The 11,971-nt window shown below is 44.4% G+C and carries 14 protein-coding genes, 1 pseudogene and 1 riboswitch; of the genes and pseudogenes, 5 read left to right on the top strand and 10 right to left on the bottom strand.

The window, feature by feature from the left end; all coding sequences use genetic code 11:
- Positions 1-35 precede the first annotated feature (35 nt).
- From OKX00_RS06110 to yutH, 3 genes and pseudogenes are all read right to left on the bottom strand, one after another.
- Positions 36-511, bottom strand: a pseudogene (locus OKX00_RS06110) (SDR family oxidoreductase); the annotation flags it as partial.
- A gap of 181 nt (positions 512-692) precedes the next feature.
- Positions 693-1,670, bottom strand: coding sequence for a 2-hydroxyacid dehydrogenase (locus OKX00_RS06105; protein WP_265409808.1), 978 nt, complete (start codon positions 1,668-1,670; stop codon positions 693-695).
- Positions 1,671-1,806: 136 nt separating this feature from the next.
- Positions 1,807-2,832 (bottom strand): spore coat putative kinase YutH, encoded by a 1,026-nt coding sequence (gene yutH / locus OKX00_RS06100; RefSeq protein WP_265409807.1) that lies wholly within the window; start codon positions 2,830-2,832, stop codon positions 1,807-1,809.
- Between the two features lie 141 nt (positions 2,833-2,973).
- Here yutH and OKX00_RS06095 point away from each other — a divergent pair, with 141 nt between their 5' ends.
- Positions 2,974-3,471 carry a phosphatidylglycerophosphatase A family protein gene (locus OKX00_RS06095; protein ID WP_265409806.1) on the top strand — a complete coding sequence of 166 codons (498 nt, stop codon included), beginning with the start codon at positions 2,974-2,976 and terminating at the stop codon, positions 3,469-3,471.
- A 44-nt stretch (positions 3,472-3,515) separates the two neighbouring features.
- Here OKX00_RS06095 and OKX00_RS06090 read toward each other — a convergent pair whose 3' ends face one another.
- From OKX00_RS06090 to OKX00_RS06070, 5 genes are all read right to left on the bottom strand, one after another.
- Positions 3,516-4,286 (bottom strand): TIGR01457 family HAD-type hydrolase, encoded by a 771-nt coding sequence (locus tag OKX00_RS06090; protein WP_265409805.1) that lies wholly within the window; start codon positions 4,284-4,286, stop codon positions 3,516-3,518.
- Positions 4,287-4,401: 115 nt separating this feature from the next.
- Entirely contained in the window at positions 4,402-4,791 is a 390-nt protein-coding gene (locus OKX00_RS06085; RefSeq protein WP_265409804.1) for a VOC family protein, read from the bottom strand.
- Between the two features lie 91 nt (positions 4,792-4,882).
- Positions 4,883-6,187 carry a homocysteine synthase gene (locus OKX00_RS06080; protein ID WP_265409803.1) on the bottom strand — a complete coding sequence of 435 codons (1,305 nt, stop codon included), beginning with the start codon at positions 6,185-6,187 and terminating at the stop codon, positions 4,883-4,885.
- Positions 6,188-6,302: 115 nt separating this feature from the next.
- Positions 6,303-6,408, bottom strand: a riboswitch (SAM riboswitch).
- A 344-nt stretch (positions 6,409-6,752) separates the two neighbouring features.
- A complete protein-coding gene (locus OKX00_RS06075; protein WP_091003332.1) occupies positions 6,753-7,394 on the bottom strand; it encodes a helix-turn-helix transcriptional regulator in 642 nt (213 codons plus the stop codon).
- Positions 7,395-7,484: 90 nt separating this feature from the next.
- Positions 7,485-7,937 carry a DUF86 domain-containing protein gene (locus OKX00_RS06070; RefSeq protein ID WP_265409802.1) on the bottom strand — a complete coding sequence of 151 codons (453 nt, stop codon included), beginning with the start codon at positions 7,935-7,937 and terminating at the stop codon, positions 7,485-7,487.
- A gap of 155 nt (positions 7,938-8,092) precedes the next feature.
- On the opposite strand from OKX00_RS06070, the gene OKX00_RS06065 reads away from it, so the two are divergent.
- Complete coding sequence (locus OKX00_RS06065; protein ID WP_231689220.1) at positions 8,093-8,362, top strand: DUF3055 domain-containing protein; 270 nt, start codon at positions 8,093-8,095, stop codon at positions 8,360-8,362.
- Positions 8,363-8,454: 92 nt separating this feature from the next.
- Entirely contained in the window at positions 8,455-8,745 is a 291-nt protein-coding gene (locus OKX00_RS06060) for a hypothetical protein (protein WP_175501776.1), read from the top strand.
- 25 nt (positions 8,746-8,770) lie between these two features.
- Here the strand turns inward: OKX00_RS06060 and OKX00_RS06055 are convergent, their stop codons facing one another.
- Complete coding sequence (locus tag OKX00_RS06055; RefSeq protein WP_053357299.1) at positions 8,771-9,046, bottom strand: YutD family protein; 276 nt, start codon at positions 9,044-9,046, stop codon at positions 8,771-8,773.
- Between the two features lie 109 nt (positions 9,047-9,155).
- Between OKX00_RS06055 and OKX00_RS06050 the strand changes: the two genes are divergently transcribed.
- Complete coding sequence (locus OKX00_RS06050; protein WP_265409801.1) at positions 9,156-9,770, top strand: YhcN/YlaJ family sporulation lipoprotein; 615 nt, start codon at positions 9,156-9,158, stop codon at positions 9,768-9,770.
- A gap of 87 nt (positions 9,771-9,857) precedes the next feature.
- Here OKX00_RS06050 and lipA read toward each other — a convergent pair whose 3' ends face one another.
- Entirely contained in the window at positions 9,858-10,751 is an 894-nt protein-coding gene (gene lipA / locus OKX00_RS06045; RefSeq protein ID WP_053357297.1) for a lipoyl synthase, read from the bottom strand.
- Between the two features lie 190 nt (positions 10,752-10,941).
- Here lipA and OKX00_RS06040 point away from each other — a divergent pair, with 190 nt between their 5' ends.
- Positions 10,942-11,943: a M23 family metallopeptidase gene (locus OKX00_RS06040; RefSeq protein WP_053357296.1), complete on the top strand. Its 1,002-nt coding sequence runs from the start codon at positions 10,942-10,944 to the stop codon at positions 11,941-11,943.
- Positions 11,944-11,971 lie beyond the last annotated feature (28 nt).

Here is an 11,971-nt window from a genome sequence, read left to right as displayed (position 1 = left end):
CCCCTTTTGCGTGCAATAGGCCAAATAGCAGGTTATTATCCGCGTTTGAAACCACCCTCTGAATGTATGATCTGGCCTGTAATCCATTCGCTTTGATCGCTGGCAAGAAAATGAACTAACCTTGCTGCATCGTCGGGTATCCCAACTCTTCCTGATGGGAAAATGGCAGCTAGGTGCTTATGCGTCTCTTCATTCATCCAGCCTGTGTCTGTCGGTCCAGGATTAATTGTTTTACTGTAATGCCTTGTCCCCCCACTTCCTCACTGAATGTAACTGTAAGTGCATCAATGGCCCCTTTTGCAGCTGCATAGGCAAGTTCTCCCGCCATCGGCCCTTTAGACTGTCCTGACGTCATATTAATGATCCTTCCGCCAGAACCTCCATTCCAGCGGCGGGCGAATTCCGCACAAAGCATTGCCGTTGCGCGAACATTAATTTCATAGTGTTTGTCCAAATGTTCTGCCGTGAACTTCTCAATCGTGTCATTTACTGAATAACAGGCGTTGTTAAGGCGCCCCAACCATACGTTCCGCTTCATCAAAAAGCCTTGCATAGGAATCGGCCACCGCAAGATTCAATTCCATCATGCCATGAGCCAAACGGAACTGTTTCAGCTCCTGTAAGAGGATTTCAGGTTACTCCCGTGACAATAGCAGCTTTTCCTAACAATTCCTTGTTCATTAATCCCTCATTTATTCATGATTACCTGTATTTACAGCTGCAGGAGGCTTTAAACCCTGCAATACATGAGCAATATTACTCACAGCAAGTCTTGCCATCTTAAGGCGTGTTTCTGTACTTGCACTCCCAATGTGTGGAAGTGCCGTCAAATTAGGATGTCTTAAAAGCGGATGGTCTGCATTGATCGGCTCTTCCCGGAACACATCCAGACCTGCACCCTTGATCCAGCCCTCTGATAACGCACGGTCCAGCGCCTCCTCAACCACTACTCCGCCTCGCGATACATTTATAAACAGCGCCGTATCTTTCATCATCTTAAAAGCCTTTTCATTAAATAGATCTTTCGTTTCTGGCGTAAGCGGTGTTAAACAGACAATATAATCCGATTCTTTCAGCAAGTCCTCGAATATCCGGTAAGAGAGCCCCAGCCTTTCTTCAGTTTCAATCTTTCGACGGCGGTTATGATAAAGAACCTTCATATCAAAGCCTGATGCCCGTCTGGCTACCGCTTCACCAATACGCCCCATGCCAACGATTCCTAATGTTTTATGGTGAATATCAGTACCTGCAAGAAGAAGCGGGCTCCAGCTGTTCCATTTTCCATCATTAATGAATTCTGCTGCTTCTGTAATCCTCCTCCCGGCTGCCATCAGCAATGCAAATGCCAGATCTGCTGTTGTGTCTGTAAGCACATCAGGTGTGTTGCAGACGGTCACTCCGTATTTTGAAGAAGCTTCCACATTAATATTATCGAATCCCACAGCAAGATTAGCTACAGCCTTTAGGTGCGGCGACTGGCGCAAGAGCTCCTCATCAATTCGGTCTGAGAGCATCGTCAGCAGTCCTGCTGCCTTATTTGCCTTTTCGAGCAGAATACTGCGCGGAACCGGTTTTTCTTCTTCCATCCACATTTCCACCTCAGCGATTTCCTGCAGTCCGGCAAGTGTTTCTTGTGGTAATTTTCGCGTTATGTACACATAGGGCTTCATATCAGCACTCCAAGCTTTTTCCCTTATTTTCTCATGTTTGTCCTATCAGTTCAATTCAGGAAAGCATAAGCGCCCTGTTAAGGTCCGACAAGCGCTGGACCTAGACAAAAGAAAAAGCGCTTCACAAAGAGCGCTTTTACGTGCTGGGGAGAAGCCAGTCAACGATTGGAATCTGAAGCCGGTCGGCAGGCAAGCCGATCGATGGAAAAAACGAGCGCAGGAATTTTTCGTTCTGCTCTTCCATCAGAAGATATTCTGTAAATTTGTGCTGAGATAATTCTTTGCCGATCTCCCGTTCATTTTGATAGTGCTTTTCAAGCAGATCAAAATACCTTACCGGATATAAAAGACGTCCGTATAACAATCTCCAGCCTTCTCTTTTTAGAGGGATTACCCGCTCGTAATCATCGAGAAACGATGTGATGCTTTCAGGAGTAAAGTTTTTTTGGTATACACAGGAACGGATCCACTCTGCAATATCACGCACAGGATGGTCGAGTACCCAGCCTGTAGGAAGCTTTATATAATCGTCATCAAACTGAAGCCATGAATTCTCCTGAAATCGCTCGTGGCATATGGAGGGGCCGGCTTCTTCTCTTATGGAATCTTCCATATTGTAATCGATGATGTACTGGATCGCATTTTCTGAAAGTCCTTCATAATAAGGAAATGTCGTTAGAAATAATTGGTCAAATTCTGTTTTTACCGGCTTCGCAAAAACTTCCCGGTACCACTCTTTGGCCTGGTCCACACGGTTCATCCACAGGACGGCCCAGCTTCCATACAATAAGCTATCCGACGTAGCCGGCGGAGGAAGCTCTCGGCCGTTTTTATGGAAGACGGCAAGTTCTTCGCCCAGCGGCCTTTTTTCCGATGCAGTGCGGTTTGACTTTTCAATTTTGAATAATAGGATAGGTTCACCCTCAATATTGGCATTAGGGAGGTTCGACAATGTAGGAAAAAGTCCTGCGATGCCCTTCTCCCCCTTGTACCTTAAATAATCGCTGAAATAAACTATCTCTTCAATCCGGTCAATCGTAATCTTTTTCTGCGGAACGACTAAGTACTGTTCTCCCCCAGAAACAAAATAGCGATATCCACTGATACTTCTTTTTCCATCACAATATAATTGATAATGATGATAAATGTCCCTCTCGAACATAGCCTCACCCCAACTCCTTCAATAATTATAGTCTATGACCCAACACCTTTGATGGTTATTAAATTTTGGCTGGACTCATAACTTAGGTTTGGACACATATACTATAAAAAGCTTAACGTCGTGAAAGATAAGGAGATCTTTATGAGAGAGAAAAAGGTAGAGAATGTTGAGGAAACAGCACTGCGCCTGCTCAAAGACCGGGGCGTAACATTAAAGGATATCGCCGAACTCGTTTATTTTCTTCAAGTGCCTTACCATCCTGACCTTGAGTTATCTGTCTGCCTTCAGAACGTGGAAAGGGTCGTTGCCAAACGTGAGGTGCAAAACGCTATATTGACTGGAGTACAGCTTGACATGCTCGCCGAGAAAAAGATGCTTGAAGGCCCTCTTCAGGAAATTCTAGAACGAGATGAGAGCTTGTATGGCATCGATGAAGTTATTGCTCTTTCTATTGTTAATATATACGGATCCATCGGTTTTACGAACTACGGCTTCATCGATAAACAAAAACCGGGCATCCTTGAAAAATTGAACGATAAATCCACAGGAAAAGTGCATACCTTCCTCGATGATATTGTGGGTGCGATTGCGGCTGCAGCTTCCAGCCGTCTTGCCCACCGTGCAGCCAATACGGAGTAATCAGACGAAAACAGCTCCCTCATACGGAAGCTGTTTTTTTCATTTTATTCAAATGCTTTCCATTCATCCAGTCCATTCACCGTGTACGTCGGCTGAATATCAACCAGGCCGAGGTGCTCCTTCTGGGTTACACCCGTGTGAACAAGGAGGGTATCAAGACCAGAACGTATTCCCGCCAAGATATCGGTATCGTAATTGTCGCCGATCATCAGTGTATCTTCCTTCGCGGTACCCAGCTCTTCAAGTGCCATCTCCATAATAACTGCTTCCGGCTTACCAATGAAGGTCGGTTCTACCCGTGTGGAAACTGCAACTACAGAAGTCAACGAGCCGTTTCCTGGTAACAGGCCTCTTTCGGTAGGCAGGGCAATATCACCGTTGGTAGAAATAAAACGAGCGCCGTTTCTCACAGCAAGACAGGCAACCGATAATTTTTCATAGTTGATCGAACGGTCGATTCCCATAACCACAAAATCAGGCTGCTCCTCAGTAATGGTGAAGCCCTTTTCCAATAATGCCTGCCGGATCCCTTCTTCTCCGATGCAATAGACAGTAGCGTCTGGTTTAATTTTTTCAATATAGTTGGCAGTTGCCATGCTTGTCGTGTACACATGATCCGAGGTGGCTGGGATTTCAAAGTTTTGGAGAACAGATGCAACTTCTCCTTTCGTTTTTGAAGAGTTGTTCGTCACAAAAAGATAAGGGAGGCCTCTTCTGTTCAGCTCCTGAACGAATTGCACGGCCTCTTCAATCCGTTCCTTTCCTCTGTACATCGTTCCATCCAGATCAATCAAATAGCCTTTATATTTTTTCATTTCACTAACTCCTTTTTTCATTCAAAGGTTAGTGTACCAAAAATGGGACCATCCTAACAAAAATTTGCTTTAAAAGAATATATCAAAAAAACCAGGAGGGATTCCTTCCTGGTTTTTATTTCAGCGTTCCTGGCTGAAAATATTCAATTCTCTCCCGGTCAGGGCCATAGAAGAAAATATACTGAGAACCATCCGGCAACGATGTCACCTCATCTTCGACAAACAGGACGCTATGATTCTTCAGCTCCTGAATTTCTTTCGAGAGATCATCTACGGTAAACGCCACATGATTCACTTTTCCTTCTTCAGCCAGCTGTCTATTGTGGCCTGCTACCAGCTCAACCAGCATCTCCCCTTCCAGTCCCAAAAATACCAGTTCGATCCCTGGCTTGGAGTGTTTCATTCGTTTGATCACATCCATACCTATGATGTCACGGTAAAAGGAAATGGATTCTTCCAAGTTTTCAACCATAATTCCTACATGCTCAAGCTTTCTTACAGCCATACCAAACATCCCTTCCAATTTCGATTCATTCACCTGAAAATTTCATACTTGTCTTAAGTATAGTAGAAAGGGAGTTTATTGAACATAACAATTACTGGCCGCTTGGAACCGGACTGATGACCGCTAGTGCCTGCTCGAGATCATAGATAATATCATCAATCGTTTCAATGCCCACCGACAGCCTTACCATCTCAGGCGATACTCCTGCTCTAAGCTGCTCTTCCTCTGTTAGCTGCTGATGCGTAGTGCTTGCCGGATGGATGATTAATGATTTAGAATCACCGACATTCGCCAGGTGAGAGAATAACTTCACACTTTCAATGAGCTTTCTTCCTTCTTCTACTCCGCCTTTTACACCGAAAGTGAGGATGGCACCAGCACCTTTAGGCAAATATTTCTGCGCCAGCTCATTATACTTGTTATCTTCTAATCCAGGATAGTTCACCCAGTCCACAGCAGGATGTTCTTTTAAGAATTTCGCCACCTTCAGGGCATTTTCACTATGCCGTTCTACACGCAGTGCCAGCGTTTCAAGCCCTTGAATAAAGAGGAAGGAGTTAAACGGTGATACGCAAGAACCGAGGTCTCTGAGCAATTGGACACGCGCCTTGATAATATAAGCCAGCGGTCCGACTGCTTCCGTATAAACGACGCCATTATAGCTTTCATCCGGCTCAGTAAGTCCTGGGAATTTGCCGTTCGTCCAATCAAACTTACCGGAATCTATGATTAATCCTCCAATCGATGTGCCGTGTCCGCCAATGAATTTTGTAGCGGAATGAACGACAATGTCTGCTCCATGCTCGATCGGACGGCAAAGATATGGTGTTGCAAACGTATTGTCTACGATAAGCGGAACCCCTGCTTCATGAGCAATTTCTGCAATGGCTGAGATATCTGCCACGTCAATTTTCGGATTTCCAATCGTCTCGATGTAAACCGCTTTTGTCTTTTCAGTAATGGCATCACGGAAGGATTGAAGGTTATCCACTTCTGCAAATTTAAAATTGATTCCGAGCTTCGGAAGTGTATTCGCAAACAAGTTATAAGTTCCGCCATATAGAGAGCCAGACGCTACAATTTCGTCACCTGCTCCCGCTATGTTTAAAATGGAATACGTAATCGCCGCCTGGCCGGATGCCACCGCCAGCGCTCCAACACCGCCTTCTAGCTTTGCAATCGTCTGTTCAAACGCATCCTGTGTCGGATTCATGATTCGGCTGTAAATGTTCCCAAACTCTTTTAAACCAAAAAGGTTGGCTGCGTGCTCCGTACTGTTGAATTGATAAGACGTTGTCTGGTAAATAGGAACCGCTCTCGCGCCTGTTGTCGGATCTACTTTCTGTCCCTCGTGCAATGAAACCGTCTCAAAACCATATTCTCTTTCTTCACTCATGTTCAATCTCTCCTTCTAAAATGTAGTGGTTTAAACAGAGGCAAGGATCTGAGTAAAATGTTAGCCAATCAAAAAGACCTCTTCTAAAAGAAGAGGTCGCAGTTTTCACCGTCGGCTCTCATCTTTCAGAACATTTGCGTGTTCTGCTGAAATTAGCACCATGCATTTCTGCTGGTTGCCGGGTTTCATCGGGTCAGTCCCTCCACCTCTCTGGATAAGATACATCTGAATATTAAGTTATTTTGAATAATACTGAACTTTAATGTTGAAGTCAACACTTTTTTTCACGATAAGGAAGGGGCAAAGTTTTTGGCACGCTCCCCCGGTCCGATGTTCGAAACTTTGTATTTTTTATTTTCTGCTGCAGTCAGCAATACCATATCTGTCTTCTGCCCTGCTCCAGTAAGAGAAAAAGTGTGGCCAGCGAGACGATGGAAAAAGAGATCACCCTCGAAGAGCTCTACCTGACGTCCTTCGTGCGACAACAGAAGGAAAGAATAAAGGGCGGATGATCGTAAAAATCCAACAAAAAAATAAACCCTATTGGCGGATCAGCCAGTAGGGTTTATGCGTTTTTCTCTTCAGAAATCAAATATTTGCAATACGAGCCGCCTTTAGCAAGACATTCTGTGCGTTCCACATGGTCTGTACCCAGCATTCTCTGGAATAAAGAAAGCTCACATGAGCAGGCATTCTGATATTCATTTGCTACTTTGGCAATCGGGCAGTTGAATTCTTTTAATTCATACTGGCCGTCTTCTGTTTTTTCCCACTCGACCATATAGCCGGCTTCGTTTTGAATGTCGGCGAGTTCGGCCACCTTTTGCTCAAAGCTCTTATTCTCCATCCGTTTCTTATACTTATCATTTAAGCGGTTTTCCCGGCGGACAAACAATTCATGCACAGCTTTCTCACCGGCAATCTCCTGAATGTCTCTCATAAATTCAACGGTCAGCCCCGAATAGTTGCGCGGAAATTGTTCATCCGCAGCTTCGGAGAGCTGATACACATTCAGCGGCCGTCCCATGGCCTGGCGGACCAGGGTGGTTTCAACGAGCCTGTCTCTCTCTAATGTATTTAAGTGGCGCCTGACAGCCATCTCGGTAATCCCAAGGCGGCTGGCCATTTCAGTAACCGTCAATTTTCTATATCGCTTAAGCATATGAATGATTTCAGAACGGGTAGAGGTGTTATTAGCCATAGCCATTAACAATCACCTTCCTTACCCCTATCTTACAGCATTTGCTAGCAAAAGTACATTCTAAACAAAAATGTTTAGAAATAGGGATAGCAGCTTTTACTTCTGCTCCTCTTCAGGCAAAAATGCAGAAACAGGCCCCAATTCTTGTTCAATATAACGCCTCACATCGGCAGGGAAACTTTCGATCGATCCAGAATTCTCCAAAAGGACCTCGGAAATTTCAGAATGGCTGGCACTCGCAAATTGCTGGACAAGCATTTTGCGGAGTGATACGACCTTTTTCAATCCTTTCGCATTTTGCGCGGTGATCACTTTTTCATCCTCAAGGATATCCAATATGTCTTCATAACTGCCCGGATCCCTCATTATGAAGCCATCGATCATCGAATTACCCACATCGATCATACTTTCGATGATAACGTGAGCCGCTCGTTCAAGAGCCAGCTTTTCTACATCGCCTTCCTTGCCGGCCAGTTTCTTTGCCTGCTGATGCAATGATTCCAGATATACTAAATGGTGTTCAATTTTTTTCCTGTCAACAAAATACATATGTATCACCCTGCCTTGTCATTCTGCATAGTCCTTATTAGTTTATCACAAAATTCAAGGAGAATTACGGAAGGAGCCTCCTATTTTCTTATACCGGCTTGTCTGCTATCATGGGGAAGAAAGAAGGAAAGCCCTTGCGGCAAGGAGGACTGAATGTGGCAGAAGAACGCTTTTTTCTGTATGACGATACCGAGAAATCCGAGACACGCTTCGTAAGTTTTATGGGAACGAATACCCGATTTGACCTCGCCATTGTAAAAACAGGAAGACATTACGGCAAGAGCCTGATACTCGATCTGCAGGGAAGCCGTTTTTCCATCATAGGAGAAGATGACCTTGAAGAAGAGGGATACTTGGAGCATGTTTTCCAGCTTAATGAGGAAGATGCACAGGAGCTTCGGGAGTTCCTATACGAAACACTATAGTTTTTCGGGAAAATTACCCACACAAAAAAAGCCATTTCATGGGCAGTTTAAAAAAGGATAGATGCCTTCTATCCTTAACCTGCCTGAAGGGAATGGTTATTTTGTATAACAAGGATAAAAAAACCTATACGGATTTCTCTAATGTGGAAACCCGCAGGCGCTATGTTCTGCCTGAAGACTTGCCTGAAGGACCATACGGATCTCCCATTAATGCAAAGCTTGGAAAATCTACTCCCTGGGAAGAAAATCAGCGGTATTACAGCGCCTTCAACTATGAATATAAAAATCTTCACGCCGGCATGGAACGCCAATATCCCGGTGCCCATCCGACGCATGATGATCCTGGAGAAGATACAGAAGAACCATACCAAAATTATAAATAAGGCAGGATAAGTAACCCCTTGTTCATCAGGGGGTTATTTTCTTTAGCACAAAATAAGGACAGCCAAAGTTACAATACTCATAAATGTATTCCGGAAGCGTACTGATCTTCGTGTCATATGTCGCTTTATCATGTCCGTCTTCGAAGAAGCCGCGCAGCCTGAGCTGTTCATAGCCGATATCACCGACAAGATAATCATATTTATGTAAAATTTCGCTGTACCTTGATTTGAGCAGTTCCTCATCAAAGGCCTCTTTATTATTCTCTATCAGTTCGTAGCAATGCTCACCAATACAAATCATGAACTCACCTCACTTTTATATTTTACCATGTCCCATAAAAATACAGCCAACAATTTCTTTGTAAAAAGTTTTTTATTGTGGTCAACCTAAGGATAAGGAGGTGAATCACATGAACAAGAAAATTGCTGCATTAATGATCCTATCCTTTACCCTGTTTACCGCTGCCTGCTCGAATGATGACACGAGAAAAGAAACAACAAGCGGTTATAAATTTTCCAACACCAGCTACAAAAATTACAAAAATGATAATAATACGATGGGAACCGACAGAAGATACGGGGACTTCGGCTATGTGCGACATGAATATAAGGGAGAGAACAGAAAGCCCCTCTCTGCCAATCAAATACCGAAAATGGATCGCCAAAAACTGGCTGACATGATTACTGACATGGCTGTACGCCTGCCGAACATTAAAGATATGGCTGTTTTGGTTACAGATGAAGAAGTCCTCATGGCTTACGAAACAACCAGCAAAAATCGGATGGCCATGGCGGATAATGTTAAAAAAACAGCTTTTTCCGTCGTCCCCCGCTACTACCATGTATACGTTTCAGATAAAAAAGGCATGATCGGCAAACTCGAGCAGTACCGCTCCATCAACTATGATACTGAAAACGCCGAGGGCATCATCGACCGATTGGTTGCACAGATGAAAAAATCTCCGCAAGGATACAAAGTAAGCGATGGCGAGAATCAGAACGGGGAAATGAAAGGCGAAAAATGATAAGCAAATAAGAAAAGCGTAAACGTTCTACAATTACTCACCCAAAACAAAAAAGCCGGACACATTTACATCCGGCTTTTTTTCTAATTAGTTGCTTTGAACCGCTTTGTTGGCAGCATTCACCTGTTCATCTGCATGGTAGGAGGAACGGACAAGCGGGCCTGCTTCACAATGTTTGAATCCTTTGCTAAGAGCAATTTTGCGAAGCTCCGCAAATTCGTCTGGATGATAATATTTTTGAACTTTTAAATGTTTCTTTGTCGGCTGCAAATATTGTCCAACGGTAACGATATCGACATTGTTGGCACGAAGGTCATCAAAAGTTTCAATGATTTCTTCCATTGTTTCCCCGAGGCCGATCATAATGCTCGATTTTGTAGGAATGTTTTCGTTCATTTCTTTTGCACGGCGCAGGAACTCAAGTGTGCGCTCATACGTCGCACGGGCTCTGACTCTTGGTGTCAAGCGTCTTACCGTCTCAATATTGTGGTTCATGATATCAGGCTTGGCATCCATTAAAGTTTCCAGGTTTTCTTGAACGCCCATCATATCGGAAGGAAGAACTTCAATGGAACAGAACGGATTGCGCTTGCGAATCGCTCTAACGGTTTCCGCAAAAACAGCTGCACCTCCATCTTTCAGATCGTCACGGGCCACAGCGGTAATGACCACATGCTTCAATCCCATTTGTTCAACAGATTCCGCTACGCGTTCCGGCTCCTGCAGATCCAGTTCTGTCGGCAATCCCGTCTTTACTGCACAAAAACGGCAGGCACGGGTACACACGTCACCAAGAATCATGAAGGTTGCCGTTTTTCTTACTGCCCAGCACTCATGGATGTTCGGGCAACGCGCTTCTTCACAAACGGTATGTAGCTTCTTTTCGCGCATCATTTTTTTGAGGCCTTTATAGTTGTCGTTTGTGTTCAGCTTTATTTTTAACCATTCCGGTTTACGGATGTGCTCTTCTTTCTTAGCCAAAATCCTCACTCCAATTCATCGTCCTGCACAAAAAAATCTTGTGCTTTAAAAGGTAGAGATACATTAGAAACTTTAACATAACTGGCGGGAAAACTCCAATCCATGATATTTCCATCATTTATATAATATGAAATTTCTTTTCCCAACCAAACTAAGGATATGATTCAGGAAAGGAGTTGAAGAACTCACCATGAAAAAATGGCTAAGACTTTTCTTGTTTGCTTCCTTGATCGGTTTTATTTTTCCTGAGCGGGAGGCCTTGGCCGCACCAACCTATAATAAAGAAGATGTACAGCGGCTGGCACTATATAAAAAGATGGAAACGGTATCGAGCATTCCCTGGTACTACTTCGCTGGTGTCGATCAGTACGAACGAAGCGTACGGCGTGCCCGAAGGGATCTTCCTGATGCTTCCGGACTTGTCGGCATTTATTTTTCCCCTATTCAATGGTCAGGACCGTTAAATCCAAACATGGAGGACAAAAGCCCTGATTCCATTCGAATATTTGGCGGTGCAGGGATGGATGGGAATAATGATGGAGTCGCCGATAGGAACAATGACGAGGATTTGCTGTACACGTTTGCGAACATTATCCAGAAATACGGGTTTGATCAAGAAAATTTTAAAATTGGATTATGGGAATTCTATAGACGGGATAAGGCTGTCAGCATCATTATGGAGAATGCCCAAATTTACAAAGCCTATGGAACAGTCGCATTGAACCAGCATGCTTTCGTCGTCCCTCTTCGTTCGAATTACAGCTTCAAAAACACTTGGGGTGACCGAAGGGGATATGGCGGCCTGCGTATTCATGAAGGGACAGACATCTTTGCTGACTACGGTGTGCCGGTAAAAGCAACATCTTACGGAATCGTTGAGATAAAAGGCTGGAACCGTTTTGGCGGCTGGCGGATCGGAATCCGAGACATCAATAACGTCTATCATTATTTTGCGCATCTCTCCAGTTTTAACAAATCCATTGAAAAAGGATCAATCGTACAGCCTGGAATGGTCGTAGGCTATGTGGGAAGCTCCGGGTATGGCCCGCCAGGCACGTCCGGAAAATTCCCGCCTCACTTGCACTATGGCATGTATAGAGATAACGGGTATACGGAGTGGGCTTTTGATCCCTACCCGTACCTCCGAGCCTGGGAACGACAGGAGCGGACTGCAGCACGATTGCATCGCTAATAAAAAAGCCACCCGTTGGTACAAAACG

Origin of the sequence: Fictibacillus sp. KU28468 (assembly GCF_026153615.1) — a bacterium.
Classification (GTDB): Bacteria; Bacillota; Bacilli; order Bacillales; family Fictibacillaceae; genus Fictibacillus_C; species Fictibacillus_C marinisediminis.
This window is presented reverse-complemented; position numbering and strand designations above follow the sequence as displayed.

Bases quoted from the DNA above. Each gene is read 5' to 3' on its own strand.
- OKX00_RS06055 (WP_053357299.1), bottom strand. From the start codon at position 9,046: ATGATTTGTATTGGTGAGCATTGCTACGAACTGATAGAGAATAATAAA.
- OKX00_RS06105 (WP_265409808.1), bottom strand. From the start codon at position 1,670: ATGAAGCCCTATGTGTACATAACGCGAAAATTACCACAAGAAACACTT.
- OKX00_RS06075 (WP_091003332.1), bottom strand. From the start codon at position 7,394: ATGGCTATGGCTAATAACACCTCTACCCGTTCTGAAATCATTCATATG.
- OKX00_RS06050 (WP_265409801.1), top strand. From the start codon at position 9,156: ATGAACAAGAAAATTGCTGCATTAATGATCCTATCCTTTACCCTGTTT.
- OKX00_RS06060 (WP_175501776.1), top strand. From the start codon at position 8,455: ATGGTTATTTTGTATAACAAGGATAAAAAAACCTATACGGATTTCTCT.
- OKX00_RS06040 (WP_053357296.1), top strand. From the start codon at position 10,942: ATGAAAAAATGGCTAAGACTTTTCTTGTTTGCTTCCTTGATCGGTTTT.
- OKX00_RS06095 (WP_265409806.1), top strand. From the start codon at position 2,974: ATGAGAGAGAAAAAGGTAGAGAATGTTGAGGAAACAGCACTGCGCCTG.
- OKX00_RS06085 (WP_265409804.1), bottom strand. From the start codon at position 4,791: ATGGCTGTAAGAAAGCTTGAGCATGTAGGAATTATGGTTGAAAACTTG.
- OKX00_RS06070 (WP_265409802.1), bottom strand. From the start codon at position 7,937: ATGTATTTTGTTGACAGGAAAAAAATTGAACACCATTTAGTATATCTG.
- OKX00_RS06080 (WP_265409803.1), bottom strand. From the start codon at position 6,187: ATGAGTGAAGAAAGAGAATATGGTTTTGAGACGGTTTCATTGCACGAG.
- yutH (WP_265409807.1), bottom strand. From the start codon at position 2,832: ATGTTCGAGAGGGACATTTATCATCATTATCAATTATATTGTGATGGA.
- OKX00_RS06090 (WP_265409805.1), bottom strand. From the start codon at position 4,286: ATGAAAAAATATAAAGGCTATTTGATTGATCTGGATGGAACGATGTAC.